General features: G+C 62.1%; 15 protein-coding genes. All 15 read right to left on the bottom strand.

Annotated features, from left to right (window positions below):
- Positions 1–10 precede the first annotated feature (10 nt).
- The 15 genes from hypF to V3587_RS07300 all read right to left on the bottom strand — a co-directional run bounded on the left by hypF (position 11) and on the right by V3587_RS07300 (position 15569).
- On the bottom strand, positions 11–2299 hold the full coding sequence (gene hypF / locus V3587_RS07365; protein WP_283376286.1) for a carbamoyltransferase HypF: 2289 nt from the start codon (positions 2297–2299) through the stop codon (positions 11–13).
- Positions 2296–2580 (bottom strand): HypC/HybG/HupF family hydrogenase formation chaperone, encoded by a 285-nt coding sequence (locus tag V3587_RS07360; protein ID WP_283376285.1) that lies wholly within the window; start codon positions 2578–2580, stop codon positions 2296–2298. The genes hypF and V3587_RS07360 overlap by 4 nt, the downstream gene beginning before the upstream one ends.
- Positions 2581–2583: 3 nt before the next feature.
- The gene (locus V3587_RS07355) at positions 2584–3078 is read right to left on the bottom strand and encodes a hydrogenase maturation protease (protein ID WP_095970640.1); all 495 of its coding nucleotides are present in this window, start codon (positions 3076–3078) and stop codon (positions 2584–2586) included.
- Between the two features lie 6 nt (positions 3079–3084).
- On the bottom strand, positions 3085–3204 hold the full coding sequence (locus tag V3587_RS30680; protein ID WP_003942178.1) for a DUF6893 family small protein: 120 nt from the start codon (positions 3202–3204) through the stop codon (positions 3085–3087).
- A gap of 49 nt (positions 3205–3253) precedes the next feature.
- Positions 3254–4618: a hypothetical protein gene (locus V3587_RS07350; protein WP_283376284.1), complete on the bottom strand. Its 1365-nt coding sequence runs from the start codon at positions 4616–4618 to the stop codon at positions 3254–3256.
- A complete protein-coding gene (locus tag V3587_RS07345) occupies positions 4615–5253 on the bottom strand; it encodes a DUF6084 family protein (protein ID WP_124566237.1) in 639 nt (212 codons plus the stop codon). Before V3587_RS07345 ends, V3587_RS07350 begins: the two co-directional genes overlap by 4 nt.
- Positions 5250–5870: a DUF5947 family protein gene (locus V3587_RS07340; protein WP_200315195.1), complete on the bottom strand. Its 621-nt coding sequence runs from the start codon at positions 5868–5870 to the stop codon at positions 5250–5252. The genes V3587_RS07345 and V3587_RS07340 overlap by 4 nt, the downstream gene beginning before the upstream one ends.
- Before the next feature lie 36 nt (positions 5871–5906).
- Positions 5907–6809 (bottom strand): NifU family protein, encoded by a 903-nt coding sequence (locus V3587_RS07335; RefSeq protein WP_200315197.1) that lies wholly within the window; start codon positions 6807–6809, stop codon positions 5907–5909.
- 3 nt (positions 6810–6812) lie between these two features.
- A complete protein-coding gene (locus V3587_RS07330) occupies positions 6813–8606 on the bottom strand; it encodes a nickel-dependent hydrogenase large subunit (protein WP_124566238.1) in 1794 nt (597 codons plus the stop codon).
- A 54-nt stretch (positions 8607–8660) separates the two neighbouring features.
- On the bottom strand, positions 8661–9770 hold the full coding sequence (locus V3587_RS07325) for a hydrogenase expression protein HypE (protein ID WP_235172061.1): 1110 nt from the start codon (positions 9768–9770) through the stop codon (positions 8661–8663).
- A gap of 191 nt (positions 9771–9961) precedes the next feature.
- Positions 9962–10765 (bottom strand): hydrogenase nickel incorporation protein HypB, encoded by an 804-nt coding sequence (hypB, locus tag V3587_RS07320; RefSeq protein WP_283376283.1) that lies wholly within the window; start codon positions 10763–10765, stop codon positions 9962–9964.
- A 3-nt stretch (positions 10766–10768) separates the two neighbouring features.
- The gene (gene hypA / locus V3587_RS07315) at positions 10769–11098 is read right to left on the bottom strand and encodes a hydrogenase maturation nickel metallochaperone HypA (protein ID WP_095970748.1); all 330 of its coding nucleotides are present in this window, start codon (positions 11096–11098) and stop codon (positions 10769–10771) included.
- A 158-nt stretch (positions 11099–11256) separates the two neighbouring features.
- Complete coding sequence (locus tag V3587_RS07310; RefSeq protein ID WP_283376282.1) at positions 11257–12888, bottom strand: cutinase family protein; 1632 nt, start codon at positions 12886–12888, stop codon at positions 11257–11259.
- A 181-nt stretch (positions 12889–13069) separates the two neighbouring features.
- The gene (locus V3587_RS07305) at positions 13070–14182 is read right to left on the bottom strand and encodes an alcohol dehydrogenase catalytic domain-containing protein (RefSeq protein WP_206029038.1); all 1113 of its coding nucleotides are present in this window, start codon (positions 14180–14182) and stop codon (positions 13070–13072) included.
- Between the two features lie 28 nt (positions 14183–14210).
- Positions 14211–15569, bottom strand: coding sequence for a M16 family metallopeptidase (locus tag V3587_RS07300; RefSeq protein WP_003942169.1), 1359 nt, complete (start codon positions 15567–15569; stop codon positions 14211–14213).
- Positions 15570–15672 lie beyond the last annotated feature (103 nt).

The following is a 15672-nucleotide window of genomic DNA, read 5'->3' as shown; positions in this document are numbered from 1 at the left end:
ACTCCTGACCTCATGACGAACTCCCGACCAGCACTTGGCCGTAGGCGAGACCGCCGTCGTTCGGTGGTAACTCCAGTCCTGTCAACGGCGTGAATCCCGCTTCTCCGAGCAGGGCACACACCCGGACGAGCAGGAGAGGGTTCTGGAAGACACCTCCGGTGAGTACTACCTCGTCCACTCCCGCCATTTCCCGACCACGAATTGCCCACTCGAGCACCAGGTGCGCTACTGATTCGTGAAAACGGGCGCCGATCACGTCGGCGGGCACCTTCGCCCGGAGATCGCCGACGACAGCCCGAATGACCGACCGCGGATCGGCTGTCCACGAATCGTCGTCCGACTGCATCCAGTCGAAGGTGTACCGCGAACCGGCGCTGTCGACTCCCCTCGAAATCCCCTCCAGCTCGATTGCGGCCTGCGCTTCGTAGTCGACACACTGTCGAACCCCGGCCAGCGATGAGACTGCGTCGAACAACCGCCCCATGCTGGAGGTGTCCACACACCCGAAACCGGTTTCCAACTGGTGAAGTAGAACCGACCGCTCTCGGGGCGGACAGGCCGCAACCGGCGCGAGGTCGACGTCCCAATCCAACCCGGCGTGCCACAGGTGAGCGAGCGCCATTCGGTACGGTCGTTCCACTCCGGCATCACCACCGGGCAGCGGTACGTATTCCAGATGGGCAAGCCTGCGACAGCCCTTGTACGTCGCCAGCAGCATTTCCCCTCCCCACACTGCGCCGTCCGCCCCGTAGCCGGTGCCGTCGAACGCCATTCCGAGTACGGGTTCGCTCCCGTCCCGGCCGTTCTCCCCCATCACGGAAGCCACATGTGCATGGTGATGCCCGACGACGCGCACCGGTCGGTCGCCGCTACGCCTTCGAGCCCACGAGGACGAGCGATACCGCGGATGTTCGTCACAGGCGATCTGCTGAGGCACTACTCCCGTAATCGATTCGAAGTGACGCTCCGAGGCACCAAAACTGTCGATGACTGCGAGGTCGCCCATGTCTCCGATGTGCTGGCTCGGCCACACACAGGCACCCTCGGCGAGACAGAAGGTGTTCTTCAGGTCGGCCCCGACCGCCAAGGTGGGCGGTAAGTCGAACGGCGCGGCGACGGGCAGCGGTGCGTATCCGCGCGAGCGACGAAGCAACTGCCGTCCACCGTCCACTATTCGCATCACCGAGTCGTCACACGGCATCAAGATCGGACGGTTGTGGGTCAAGACCCCGTCGGCCAGACAATCCAGTCGTGCGAGATCGCTGTCGGAGAACAGAATAGGCTCTCCACCGATGTTCGCCGACGTCATCACCAACACCGCCGGGCCTGCAGCGTCCCCGGGCAAGCCGAGAAGAAGATGCTGAATCGGATTGTAGGCCAGCATGATTCCGATGTCCGGGATTCCTGGGGCAACCGAGGGCGAAAGAGCGAATCCAGACGCTTTTGCCACCAGCACTATCGGGCGCTCGCGTGAGGACATGGCACCGGCCTCGGCATCGCAGACAAGACCCTGCGCTCTGGCTTCGCGCATGTCGCGCACCATCACCGCCAACGGCTTGCTTGCTCGACGCTTGCGCTCACGTAACTGGTGAACCGCGTGATCGTCGCGGGCATCACAAGCCAGATGGAATCCGCCAATTCCCTTGACAGCAAGAATCTTTCCGTCTCGTAGCAGCGATCGGGCGGCCAGGAGTGCAGCCTCGCCGGTCACCGCAGGCATATCCTCTTTCACGAACGAGAGCGTCGGGCCGCACTCCGGACAGGCAATCGGTTGCGCGTGAAATCGGCGGTCGGAGGGATCCGCGTACTCCACCGCACAGTGTGCGCATAACGGGAATCGCTTCATCGTCGTGGCGGCCCGGTCGTAGGGCAGCGACTCGATGATCGTGAATCGTGGACCACAATTGGTGCAGGTGATGAAGGGATGACGAAATCGCCGATCGCTCGGATCAGTCAGTTCGCGGAGGCAGTCGTCGCAGATTCCGACGTCAGCCGGCGCCAAGGTTCGCCCGACCGACCCCGCATCCGTCTCGATTATGCAGAACCCCTGACGACCTACCGGCGACAAGTCCTCACGCTCGATCGACTCCACTCGTGCCAGCGGTGGGGGGCTGTGTCGCATTCGAACGACAAATGCATCGATCGCCATTTTGTCGCCTTCGATGTCGATCACGACACCGAGAGCAGAATTTCCCACCGAACCCGACAGTCCCAGTTCGGTGGCACTTGCGTGTACGAACGGCCGGAATCCCACCCCCTGGACTACGCCACGAACGATGACACGGCTGGCGATCATCATGTCCCGACCTCGCCCGTACGAGTATCGGAGTCGTCGATCTCACTGGCTTGACCTCGGCCCATCAGTTCGAGGCCGGTCCGGGCACGGCGCGCTCCCTGTTCGTCGACCTTTTCCACTGCGAAGCCCATGTGGATCACCACCCAGTCCCCTGCGGCGACGGCGCCTTCGTCGAGCATCCCGATGTTGACTTTGCGCGGAGCACCTTCCACGTCGACGAGGGCGAGTTGACCGCCGTACCCGTCCAGTAGTTCGCGGACTCGTCCCGGGATTCCCAGACACATGACTCACACCTCCGGTCCCAATGTGGTGACATCGCAATCCACGTCGATCGACCTCACGAGTGCCATCACCGCAGATGCGGCTTGCCCGACCGAACCGCTCATCTCCGCACTCAATCCGATCCCGTCACCAATCGATTTCGCGTGCGCCCCCACCACGAACGTCCGCGGAAGTGTTCCGCCGAGGGCCTGCAAGCTGGCGAACACCGAACTCGGATGCATCGAGTGAGCGTCGAAACCACCGTGCGGGCCTTCACTTTCGGGGTCCACCTCGATGATCGAGAGCTTCCCCGGGACCCCGGTGGCCGGTAGTGCGTCGATCAGCACCAGTGCGTCCCACGGCTCCAACAAGTCGTACGCCAGATGCACGCCGCGAATCCCGTAGTCGACCAGACGGGTTCCCGACGGAAGATCCTCGTGCTGCAGCGCCCGAACGACTTCGGGACCGAATCCGTCGTCTTCGAGAAATATGTTTCCGACGCCTGCAATCAGCACGCGCACAGCGCTTTACATCTTTCGCATTCTCAGATACCGCTGGATGTCCGGCATCGACACCACCAGGACGATCGCGGCTGCGATCGCGGTGGCGCCGAGAAGTGCCGTCGACAGCAATCCCATGCTCCTCATGGCGAGTTCTCCTCTCGATAGCTGTGAAGTCCGATAGCTGTGAAGTACGTCAACTCGCGCTGTCTGGCGGCATCGGTTCTATCTCCTCCGGCGCGAAGTACAGATAGCGGCCGTACCAGTTGTGCAGATCGGCGGCCGGATCGTCCAAGAGTGTCACCCCAACATGAATGTCGCCGTCCACGTCTTCATGAATGGTGGCGACGTGGGCGATCCGGCCGTCGAAGAACAGGTCCTGAGCATCAGCGCGACGCGAGGGGTGAAGCCGAACTGTACTTCCACCACAGACGCGGACGCCGTTGATCAAAACTGCGTCGGTGCGCGGTTGAACACTGGTGTCGGCTTCCGGGGTCCACCAGTCCACGCCGTCAGGCACCTCGGGTACGAGATCAGAACCGGCATGCGGATCTCGCAGCACACCGTGCAAGCCGGCCAGATCGTCGTCCGTCAAGCGCTCACACCGGTCGATGATGTCGGCAGCTTTGGAATCGGTAGCCCGCGCCACCGCTTTTTCCTCGTCGGTCATGGCAAGGATTCTCAGGGTGAGTATTTCGTCGATCTCGGTCGAGTCGAACAGAGATCCTTCGCTCTGCGGCGCAATCTCGGGGAAGTCGTACAGGATGATCGGTGACACCAGAACGGTGGCCGAAGTGCCAGGGTGAGTGGAGTCCGCTATGCCCGCAAGCACGGGATAACAGCGATTTTGCCGCAGCGGCTCCGAATGATCGGGTTCTTCGAACAACGACAGGAATCTCGAGCCTGTGGAGTTCAGAATGACGTGAGTGCCGAGCATCGACTGCGCCGTGGCGGTGCCCTTGTCCCTCGCGTCGATGCTCGTGGTGTTCATGACCTTGACGGACATCACCGTGCGTCCACCTCCGGGTGAGGCGCTCACTGCCACGCGACCATTCACCGGAAGCCGTGTCCGGACGATCCGTCCGACCACTCTGCCCCGAGAGTCCGAGAGAGTCTCGCCGTCGACAACTCCCGCCGCACAGAAGGTTTCTTCGGCGCCGGCTTCGAGTTCGTCCAGACCCCACGGGCCCAATGCCGACTCGGATTCGGTCGCTTCGTCCCACGAGATCGACTCGCGCCCGTCGACTACCAACCGATCGACCGGAATCCACGCGCCGCCGGCGCCGAGTCGTTCAACCGTCCGCGACTGGTGGTGCAGAAACCTCACAGTCGCAGTCACTTCGACGCCGCTCCGCTCGAATTCGCCGAGCAGACATTGCGCGGACATCGACGGTTCCTCCCCGACTCCGACCTCGGCGGCGCCGGGCGGTCCGAGAACGCCGAACTGCCAACGGGATTGATTCTTCGCCGAACCGGCCCGGTAAGGATAGAGAAGGTAGCCCTCGTAGAGGACAGCGTCGGCCACGGCCCGAACGTCGTGATCGATCTCCGCACGAGTCATCGCTGCACCTGGCTCGCCGTCAGCAACTGCCGCACGGCTGAATCGAGGTCCGTGAGGCCGTGGGCAGCCTTGAATCGCACGAGATCGGCAATCGTCTCATGGTCGAGGCGTACCCAGCCGGAGGCCGGATAATGCGTGGCCATCAGCAGTTTCCACACGTCGACCGGCAATTCGTAGGCAGCAGATCTGTCCCACGGGATCTGCTGCACCGAGAAACCACGCGGTCCGTCAGTGAATACCGTGCCGCTCAGCAAAAGCACGATCGGAATGATTCCGTCACGGAGGCCATGCATGTACTTCGACGCCGTCACCGAGAAGTCGTACGTACACGCCATGGGTAAGGCCGCGACCGTTGCTCCCGTGAATCCTTGAACGACCGTGGAACACTCCATCCACAAGAAGGTGCGCAGCGTGCTCGACCAACGCTCCCGCGGACCGAAGAGATCGTGCAGGGCTTCGCCTTCCGCATCGGAGTACGGCCGGCGGTGCGGTTCGATTCGAACTTGTGCGCGCAGGGCCACCGCACGAACGGTCACGCCGGTCGTCTCCGACATCCTCAATCTCACCGTCAGATTCGGCGTGACCGCGTACGGTTCCACCTCCACGTTGTCGACCGAGAAGTCGAGAGAAGTCATGCCGACCTGCTTCGTGCCTCGACGCGAGCAAAGAATTCGTCCACTGCGCGTGCGGCATCCTGGCCACCGTCGAATCCGCGCCACACGGTGCGCAGCCGTCCCACCAGTTCGTAACAGGCGTCGACGGGAACCACGAAGCATCGCGGCGATTGTCCTGACGTGGGCACGGAGACGATCAACGCCTCGACGTCGGCCCGCATCTGCGAGAGCCCCGGATTCTCGTCGAGCACTGTCTCGAAGGAGTCGATCGGCAGCTCGGATTCGGTAGCTCCGGCAGGTCCCGGATAGAAGACTATGTACTTGTCGAGGAGCGAGTTTCGAAAGAAGAATGCGAGGCCGACGGGGATTTCCAAAGACTCCCAACGGCCCGGCGCCAGCTCGAAGTCCGGAAATTCGAGATACCGATCGGGAACCGCTTTGTATCGAAGGTCCGCGTCGACCGGCGAAAAGAGCAGATAGCAGGGACGGCACACGCACATCAGGCTCCGAACCTGTACGTCCACGACGTGTTGGTGTTCGTCACCTATGCCCGCCGCGCACATCTCACACAGCGGCCCGGTCGGCATGACGCGCGCCGAGGCGATTCGTGTGAGTACTTCTCCCACAGTAGTTTTCATGACAGGGTGACTTTCATGACCGGTCTTCGTTCACGGCTAGGTCACCGGCAACACGGAATCGTCGGCGAGCGCGACCGAGAGAACTCCGTCGCGGATCAACACCGGCAGCGGCGCCAGGTGCTCCGAACCACCACCAACCCTCGCTCCCGCTCCGTACACGCTGAAGTGGGCAGAGCACGTCGGACAGGTAAGAACGGCGGCGTCTCGGGCAGGAACGCCCATCATGCGTTCGAGCACAGACCCCGCCATCGAGTGGTCGCAGACGGGACAACGGTCGCGATACGCGTACAGATCGTCACCGGAGCGGCAGACCAACAGTTCGGTACCCGATACCCGGAAGCCCGCGACCTCACCCGCGTCGACTTCGGCGAATTCGGGGACCTCCACCCAGTGCGCACCTCCCCCGTCGGCGTGTACGTGCGAGAACAGGGACTCGACCGAGATCACACCCGACTTCAGCTCGTGCGGGTCCGGTGTTTCGACGTCGATTCCGGTGGTCTCGGGTGCCGCAGCCTGCACCGCGTCCTGGACCGCGGTTTCGAGAGTCACCGACGACGAAGGACAACTGTTGCAGCTTCCGAGCAGACGTAGCCGCACGACTCCGTTCGCCACCTCGATCAGTTCGACGTCGCCGCCGTGCGAGCCGAGGTACGGACGCACGCTGTCGAGCGCAGCGCGTACGCGGGTCTCGACGTCGTGCGGGTGAAGTCCGTGCACGAGTAGCAGGCTCGACACCAGATCGTCGCGAACCATCGCATCCATCGTGGCCGGATCCGCCAGCGCGACGGTGCGTTCGAGCGCTGCGCCGTACAACTGCACGACCTCACGCACCAGTTGCTCGGCGCGATCGCGAGCCACCGGTCCCGCACCAGCACTGGCCTGCAACAACGTCTCGATGCGCTCACCTGCTCCGCGCCAGTAGTCGGCCGTTTGCTCCATCGATCACTCCCCGGTCACGGACTGCGTCGGCGAGTGCAGCTTCTCCAGGGTCTTGCCACCGCCGAGATACATGTGAACCCCGCACGGCAGGCAGGGATCGAAACTACGCACCGTCCGCATGATGTCGATGCCCTTGAAGTGGTCTCGATCGTTCTCCTCGAAGATCGGCTGACCCTGCACAGCGTCCTCGTACGGACCGGGAGTTCCGTAACTGTCGCGCGGGCTCGCGTTCCACGGAGTCGGCGGGTACGGGTGATAGTTCGCGATCTTCCCGTCACGTATCACCATGTGATGAGAGAGAACTCCGCGGACGGCTTCGGTGAATCCGCATCCGATGCCCTCGTCCGGGACCTCGAACGACTCCCACGTCTTGGTCCGGCCGGCCCGGATCTCGACAAGCGCCTTCTCGGCGAAATGAAGGGCAGCCGCGGCTGCGTACGCCTGGAAATAGGTTCGCGCACGGTTTCTTTCGAGAGTATTGCTGCCGTGTTCCGGTATCTTCCACTCGAGCGAGACCGGACCTTTCAACGCTGTCTTCGGAAGATTGATCTTCACGCTGTGTCCAGTCGACTCGAGGTACCCGATGTCGACCAGGCCGGCAAGAGCGGTGCTCCACAGACGAGCCAATGCTCCCCCGCCGGTGTCCAGAGCGAGGTTGTCTTTTCCGTCGAACCATCGCGGTGACATCACCCAGCTGTACTTGTCCTCGAGGTTCCGCTTCTGCGGATGTGGGTTGGTGTGTTGATTCCACGGATGCCGGCGATCGACCGGATTACCCAGCGGATCGGTTTCGACGAACATCTCCTGATCACTCCAGTCCTCGTAATACGAGGAGCCCAGCATGATTCGGATACCGAGATTGATGTCCACCAGGTCTGTGGTGACCAACTTCCCGTCGACGACGACGCCCGGAGTGACAAACATCTTCCGGCCCCAGTCGGTCATGTCCTTGTACGAGAAATTGCAGTACTCGGGGTCTTGGAACGATCCCCAACAACCCAGCAGGGTCCGTCGCAGACCGACCTTTTCGTAACCAGGCAGCGCCTCGTAGAAGAAGTCGAACAGGTCGTCGTGCATCGGCACGACCTTCTTCATGAATTCGACGTACCGCATCAGCCGCGACAGGTAGTCCGTCATCAGTTCGATCGTCGCGACCGTGCCCACGCCACCGGGATAGAGCGTCGACGGGTGGACGTGCCTGCCCTCCATCAGACAGAACATTTCACGGGTCGAACGCGAGACTTGCAACGCTTCCCGATAGAACTCGCCCGTGAACGGATTGAGAGTCCGCATGATGTCGGCGATCGTGCGATAACCATGCTGGTCCTCGTGCGGACAGCGCGTGTTCTCTGCCTGCGCCAGCACCCCTGGATTCGTCTCGGAGACCATCTTCTCGCAGTAGTCGACCGCGACCAGATTCTCTTGAAAAATGTTGTGGTCGAACATGTACTCGGCCGCCTCGCCGAGATTGACGATCCACTCTCCCAGATGCGGCGGCTTGACACCGTACGCCATGTTCTGTGCGTAGCACGAGCATGTGGCGTGGTTGTCACCGCAGATGCCGCAGATACGACTGGTGATGAAATGCGCGTCGCGCGGGTCCTTCCCCTTCATGAACAGGGAATACCCACGAAAGATCGACGACGTGCTGTGGCACTCCACCACTTCGCGATTGGCGAAGTCGATCTTGGTGTAGATACCCAGACTGCCGACGATTCGGGTGATGGGGTCCCACGCCATCTCGACAAGACCGTCGCGGTCCGCAGTCGAGGTGGGTTCGGGAACGATGGCCGTCATTGCAGTGCCTCCCAGAGACGTTGCTCACGAACTGATTTGAATGTATCCGGTCGGTCACCACGTACGTGTCGCACCGGTCAGCAACTTCGACCCGCGCTCGCGCCAGTGCGGTTCCTTGTCCAACGTGTGACCGGTGATCCGGCGCAGACTGTGGATCACGGACCCGTACATTCCCACCGCATTGGTGGAGAGTTTGCCGCCAGGTGGTTCATCCATGAACGGCATGAATTTGTCCGGGAATCCCGGCATCGTGCAACCGATACAGATCCCGCCGACATTAGGACATCCGCCGACTCCGTTGATCCAACCGCGTTTGGGGACATTGCATTTCACGACCGGTCCCCAACACCCCAGCTTGACGATGCACTTCGGTGACCCGTACTCCGTCGCGAACTCGCCCTGCTCGTAGTACCCGCCACGGTCACAGCCCTCGTGAACGGTGGCACCGAAAAGCCACTGCGGGCGCAGGGATTCGTCCAAGGGAATCATCGGCGCCTGATCAGTGGCCATGTACAGAAGGTAAGTCAGGGTCTCGGAGAGGTTGTCCGGCTGGATGGGACACCCGGGAACGCACACGATCGGGATGCCCGCCTTCGATTTCCAGGTCCACCCGAGATAGTCCGGCACTCCCATAGCACCGGTCGGATTGCCGGCCATCGCATGTATGCCGCCGTAGGTTGCGCACGTGCCGACCGCGACTACCGCAGTGGCTTTCGGTGCCAGCTTGTCGAGCCACTCGCTCGTGGTGACCGGTTGGCCGGTTTCGCGATTGTTCCCGAAGCCACACCAGTACCCTTCGTCGTGGAGTTTCTCGTTCGGTATAGATCCTTCGACGACGAGAACGAAGGGTTCCAATTCTCCCCGGTCAGCTTTCCAGAACCATTCCAGGAAATCGTCGGCTCCACCCTGCGGTCCGCATTCGAAGTCGATGAGCGGCCAATGGACCGCTACCTGAGGCAGGCCAGGCAACGCACCGAGTGCGATCTCCTCGATACTGGGTTGCGTAGCGGCAGTCAGTGCCACCGAATCACCGTCGCAACTGAGACCGGCATTGATCCACAGCACGTGAATCAGCGTTTCTTCCGCTTTGGCTGCTGCGCTTTGGGGGGTTACAGCGGAGGCAGGTTCCGCCGTGGTGCCAGCAGTCGATTTTTGTGTGTCCATGTCAGCCGCTTTCACGGGTGCACTTGCGCCTGATTCTCGGCGCCGCCACCGGCCGGACACGCTAGGGCCTCAAAACTCTGTGGCCTCGCTGTGGTCTCGAAACACCGCGGCACCGAAACGCTGACGCCACCGGAGTCGAACCTCGGCCCACTTGCGTGGCACCCACTCATTTCATTAACTACCCGAGCAGATCAGTTGTCAACGGCCACCGGAGAAATCGCCGAACGACTACCGATCCACTCGTACCACTCGTCCATGCCCTCACCTGTCGTGGCGGACAGAACAACTACGCGCACAGCAGGATTGAGCATTCTTGCTTGCGCACTGCAGGCATCGACGTCGAACTCGACGTACGGGAGCAAGTCGATCTTGTTGATCACCACTAGATCCGCGACGGCAAAGATGTGCGGGTACTTTTTCGGCTTGTCGACCCCCTCCGGCGTCGAAATTAGGACAACCTTGCCTTCCTCGCCCAGGTCGAAGAGCGCGGGGCACACCAGGTTTCCGACGTTTTCGATCAGAAGCAGCGAGCCGTCTGGCGGATCCAAAGCCCGTAGTGCGTGATCGATCATCTCGGCATCGAGATGACATCCGGCCCCGGTGTTCACCTGGACCACCGACGCACCGGTTTCGTGAATCCGCTCGGCGTCGAGCCGGGTTTCCTGGTCACCTTCGATCACTGCGATAGGTCGTTCCCGTGTCAGTTCCCGGATCGTTCGTGCCAGCAACGTCGTCTTACCCGCGCCGGGCGAACTCATGATGTTGAGTGCTGTGATTCCGCGGACCCGCATCCACTCACGATTGTGCAGTGCAATGCCGTCGTTCTTGGCAAGCACCTGCTGCTCGAGAAGCACTGTGTGCTCCGAGTGACCGTGCTGATGGTCATGCCCGTGACCGTGTTCCTGCTCGTGACCGTCTACCTGCTCGTGCTGTCCCTCTTCGACCACCGACACCCGCGGTCCCGCGGTGTCCCCGCACCCACACGTCGCGCACATATCTCAGCTCACTTCCATCGAGAGGATCCGCAGCTCTCGGCCGGCAAGCACCTCGACATCAGCACTGCCGCACCCGCACAACAAGAACATGTCGGGCGGCGAGAACGTCACGCCACAGCTTTTGCATCGCGCGCTCGTTGCAATCTGATCGATGTGCAAGCTGGCACCTTCGGCGTGAGTACCCGCAGTGACGACGTCGAAGCAGAACAACAGAGAGTGTGGAACCACCGCGCAGAGTTGTCCGACTTCCAGCCGCACGCTCGATACTCGTCGCTCGCCGGCACGCTCACACACGGCTTCGACCACACTCTGCGCAATAGACAGCTCGTGCACGGTGAACCCACGATTCGTGATCCGGAAACCTTCCTTCCACGATAAGCACCACCAGTCGCCGTACGGAACCCGTACACCAAAACAGGCTGCGATCCGCAACTGATTGCGGATCGCAGCCTGTGACAGCGTTATTCGTGTGACGAACGGAAACCTCTCGGCTAGCCGGCTGCAGCTTGTGTCGTCATTGTTGTTGATGTTGCCGTTGTCGTGGTCGCGGCGGGCGGTGCACTCGACTCGACTGAAGTCGACGGCGCCACGGTTGAAGTCACACTCGGCGTCGCGGCCGGAGCAACGGCTGACGTCGTCGGAGCCGCGGGTGCCGGTGCTGCAGATTCCGACCCTGCGGGTGCGGGTTGTACCGCTTCGCCCGTGGTTGTGGTGGGCTTGGCCGAGTCGGTAGCCGAAGGCGAAGCAGCTAAGGCGTCGATGGCATCCGCCATCTCTTCGGCGGTCGGCTTCGCCGACGAATCGACCGGCTTGCCGTCCTGCGCCTGCTTGGCCAGATAGGTCAGCCACGCCGCTGCGTACTCCGCTGATGTCAGGGGCTTGCCGTTTGCAGCATCCGAATCGCGCCAGTAGTCGAAGTGGTGACCGACATCCGGGCCCAAGGTCAGGCCGTACGGATCGTTCATGACGACGGGAATGGTGTTCTGGTTCGTGGCGATGAGGCCGACGATTTCCTTGAACAGCTTCTGCGGCAGGTACGCCAACGGCGACACTTCCTCAGTGGAAACCGAGTCCTTTGCGACCGGCGTCGTGGTGGCCTCGCTCGGCTTGTACGCCGGATCGGACACCTTCAGCAAGACATCGAGGAAGGTTTCGTCGCTCTGCATCCAGGTGGGATTGCTCGAGATGTCGTTGAAGGCGTCGAACATCACTCGTCCCATCACGACCGCTATGTCCATGCCGGTGGCGGGCGTCAGATTCTGCGCTTGCAACTGGTCGACGTTGAGCTGCCGACCGACGTTTGCCGCCAGAATCAGGAGTGAAATGTTCTCGGGAGCTGCGCAGGTGAGGTCGCCGTCAGAGCAGAACGAGGCAATCTTGCCTTTCAGCGCCCCGAAATCTCCGCTGGTGCCTGGAAGTGCCCCGGATCCGGAAGCGGTGTTCTTTCCGTTCTGATACTTCTCGTTGAAACCATTCGGGTTCGAGTACGGGTTCTCGGCACCGGGGAACGGGCCCTCGCCCGCGAGTCGACCAGCGTCGGCGAAGATCACCACACCGACGACGTTGTCCGGATTGATGCCGGAAGTACTCGACTCCGAGCCGATGTCCATCGCGACGCGGCGCACGACGTCAGCGCCCTCGCTGTAGCCGACAATCGAGAACTTCGTGTTCGGGCAGGCCGCGCTGATTGCCTTCATCACAGCGCGGGTATTGTCTGCGCCCGTCGTCACGGCCTCTTCGTAACTGTCCATGTTTGCGGGGTACGCGATGTAGACCGAGGCGTACGAGCCGTCCTTGACCGAACCGGCAGGCGCCTTGAGTACCGGGTCCACCCAGTGGCTGCTGTAGTCGTCTGTGAGCGCCGCCGGGAGGAGCGTCTTCCCATCGGCACCAACGAGCATCTTCGTCGTGCCCTCGACCGGGGTGTCACCGCGACCGGCAACACCGATCCCGACCGTGTCGTGACACTCGGTGACAGACGCGGTCAACTCGGTCTCGATCGTCTGCGATTGCGGAGAATCCACGGCAACTGCGACCGCCACCAACGCGGCCACGCCGAGCGCTGCGGGCGCTACAGCACCCGCCAGTATTCGATGTCGCGAAAAGAACCCACGAACCGGCATATCTTCTCCCCAATCAACTTTTGGAAAACGTACGACCGACCCCCGGGGCGTCACGCAACGTCATTCGAGTAGTCGTCCAGTACGAGAGGAGCGTTACAAGGGGTAAGGATTTTCCGCGGCGACTCGGGAGGCTATCGGGGACGCAAACCTCTCATTTCCGCTGCATAACAGCAACGTGCGTCTACTCCGCGTCGAAGATAATGACCTGTCGGATTGCTTTTCCGTCGGCGAGTTCGTCCATGCCGGAATTGATGTCGGCCAGTTCGATTCGCGAGGAGATGAGCTTCTCGACCGGAAGCTTCCCGTCCCGCCACAATTGCGCGTAGATCGGGATGTCGCGGGCCGGGACCGCGGATCCGAGGTAGCTGCCGATGATGGTCCGCGCTTCGGCAACCAACCCGAGAGGCGAGATCGACGAACGCGCATCAGGTGCAGGCAACCCCACTGTGACGGTCGTGCCGCCCGGTGCCGTCGCCGCCACCGCAGTCTCGAAGGCCCGAGCATTTCCGGCGGCCTCGACGACGATGTCCGCACGGACGCCACTCTCGGACAGTCCGGACGGTGTGAAGACCTCGGTCGCGCCCAGTTCCAGGGCCTGGGCCAACTTCGACTCCAGTGCGTCGACGCCGATGACGGTCTCGACCCCGAGTGCGCGCGCCGTCAGGATTGCGGCCATCCCGACTCCGCCCAAGCCGACCACCATCACCGTGTCGGCAGGGCGAGGCTTGGCCGCGTTGAGCAGCGCTCCCCCTCCCGTCAACACCGCGCAACCGAGTACGGCTGCGATCTCGGCCGGGATGTCGTCGTCGACGGCAACAACCGACTTGGCGTTGACCACCGCATGCGTCGCGAAACCTGAAACACCGAGGTGATGTTTGACGTTCTCGCCGGAGCGTCGCAGTCGTTGCGCGCCACCGAGCAAACTGCCCTCGTTGTTGGCGGCACTACCCACCGTGCACGGCATCCGGCCGTCGGCGGCGCATCCCGCGCACTCACCACACCGCGGAAGGAACGTCATCACGACGCGGGTACCGACCGACAGTGAATCGACTCCTTCGCCGAGTTCGAGGATCCGACCAGCTGCCTCGTGCCCCAACAACATCGGTACGGGTCGTACACGATTCCCGTCGACGACGGACAGGTCGGAGTGACAAAGCCCCGCAGCTTCGATCTTGACGAGGATCTCACCCGGACCCGGGGATTCGAGATCGAGTTCCGAAATCGAAATAGGAGTCGACTCCGCAAAGGGACGCTCCCGGCCGATCTCTTCGAGCACTGCACCACGGATCTTCAACTGCACACCCCGATTTCGATAGTTCGAACTACTTACCCACGATCCCGCGTACCGACGCGGGGAGGTCACGAACACGCTTGTACGGTCCTACGACGGCGGCCGCAAACGGCCTCGTCAAGAGCACCTGCGCCACCTCGAGCACCTCTTCGGAGGTGACTGCGTCGATGGTCGCGAGCGTCTGCGCGACACTGCGATGGTTGCCGTAGTTCAGTTCACTGCGACCGATACGGTTCATACGTGAGCCCGAATCTTCCAGTGCCAGAACCAATCCGCCGCGCAGCGATCCCTTGGCGCGGGCGATCTCGGCATCGGTGATTCCGTCCGTCGCAACGTTTGCGAGTACCTCGCGGATCACTGTGGCAACCTCACCGAGGTTCTCCGGCTGGCAACCGGCGTATACGGAGAACGCTCCGGTGTCCGCGAAGGTGTCGACGCCGGAATAGACGGAGTACGCAAGCCCACGCTTCTCCCGAATCTCTTGGAAGAGACGAGAACTCAGCCCGCCACCCACTGCGGCGTTGAGAACCGACAGCGCCCAGCGATGACCCTCGTGCCGACCGAAGGCGCGTACTCCCAGCGCAAGATGGACCTGCTCGCTGTCGCGGTGGGTCAAGCTCAGTTCAGGCATCGTGCGCAATCGCAAAGTGCCCTCGCGCCGCGGCGCCGGCTTGACTCCACGCTCGAGGTGCCCGGCAAATGCGCGGCGAGCGAGCGTCACAACCTGCTTGTGGTCGACGTTTCCCGCTACGGCCAGCACCATCCGCTGCGGCGTGTAACGCCGAACATGGAAGGAATGCAACTGATTGCGCGACATCGACTCGATCGATTCGACGCTGCCGATGATCGGACGACCGACGGGATGATCACCGAACAACGCGGTCAGAAACGCGTCGCCGAGCAGATCCTCCGGATCGTCGTCGCGCATCGCGATCTCTTCGAGCACTACTTGGCGCTCGACATCGACGTCCGCAGTTCTGCAACGCCCGCGCAGTACGACGTCGGCAACGAGGTCCACCGCCATGGGAAGGTCGTCGTCGATCACGTGCGCGTAGAAACAGGTGTGTTCCTTCGACGTGAATGCATTGAGTTCGCCGCCCACACCATCCATGACCTGCGCGATGTCCAACGCAGTCCGTGACGGCGTCGACTTGAACAGCAGGTGCTCGAGAAAGTGCGCGGCCCCGGCCACACTCGGCTGCTCGTCTCGGGAGCCGACCCCGACCCACACACCGACGGAGGCAGAACGCACACCGGGAATGAACTCGGTGACGACGCGCAGGCCGCCGGGAAGGACCGTGCGCTGCACTCCGGATTCGGGAGTCGCATCGATCGGCGATTTCAGCACAGCGCTGCGGCTGCGCGTGGTGTTGGGAGTGGTCTTTGCCATGAAAAGGTTCAGCAGTCCTCGGTGCAAGTGTTGTAACAGGTACGTACAGGCTCGTGTCTACGTGTCTACAGACAGTACAGATGCGGCCCCGCACGGAAATCCG

This window comes from Rhodococcus sp. IEGM 1306, assembly GCF_036541985.1.
Taxonomy (GTDB): Bacteria; Actinomycetota; Actinomycetes; order Mycobacteriales; family Mycobacteriaceae; genus Rhodococcus_F; species Rhodococcus_F qingshengii.
Note: the sequence above shows the minus strand (reverse complement) of the source record. Positions and strands in the feature narration are given on the sequence as shown.

Coding starts and splice junctions, on each gene's coding strand:
- hypF (WP_283376286.1), bottom strand. CDS start 2,299: ATGATGATCGCCAGCCGTGTCATCGTTCGTGGCGTAGTCCAGGGGGTG.
- V3587_RS07360 (WP_283376285.1), bottom strand. CDS start 2,580: ATGTGTCTGGGAATCCCGGGACGAGTCCGCGAACTACTGGACGGGTAC.
- V3587_RS30680 (WP_003942178.1), bottom strand. CDS start 3,204: ATGAGGAGCATGGGATTGCTGTCGACGGCACTTCTCGGCGCCACCGCG.
- V3587_RS07350 (WP_283376284.1), bottom strand. CDS start 4,618: ATGACTCGTGCGGAGATCGATCACGACGTTCGGGCCGTGGCCGACGCT.
- V3587_RS07345 (WP_124566237.1), bottom strand. CDS start 5,253: ATGACTTCTCTCGACTTCTCGGTCGACAACGTGGAGGTGGAACCGTAC.
- V3587_RS07340 (WP_200315195.1), bottom strand. CDS start 5,870: ATGAAAACTACTGTGGGAGAAGTACTCACACGAATCGCCTCGGCGCGC.
- V3587_RS07335 (WP_200315197.1), bottom strand. CDS start 6,809: ATGGAGCAAACGGCCGACTACTGGCGCGGAGCAGGTGAGCGCATCGAG.
- V3587_RS07330 (WP_124566238.1), bottom strand. CDS start 8,606: ATGACGGCCATCGTTCCCGAACCCACCTCGACTGCGGACCGCGACGGT.
- V3587_RS07325 (WP_235172061.1), bottom strand. CDS start 9,770: ATGGACACACAAAAATCGACTGCTGGCACCACGGCGGAACCTGCCTCC.
- hypB (WP_283376283.1), bottom strand. CDS start 10,765: ATGTGCGCGACGTGTGGGTGCGGGGACACCGCGGGACCGCGGGTGTCG.
- V3587_RS07310 (WP_283376282.1), bottom strand. CDS start 12,888: ATGCCGGTTCGTGGGTTCTTTTCGCGACATCGAATACTGGCGGGTGCT.
- V3587_RS07300 (WP_003942169.1), bottom strand. CDS start 15,569: ATGGCAAAGACCACTCCCAACACCACGCGCAGCCGCAGCGCTGTGCTG.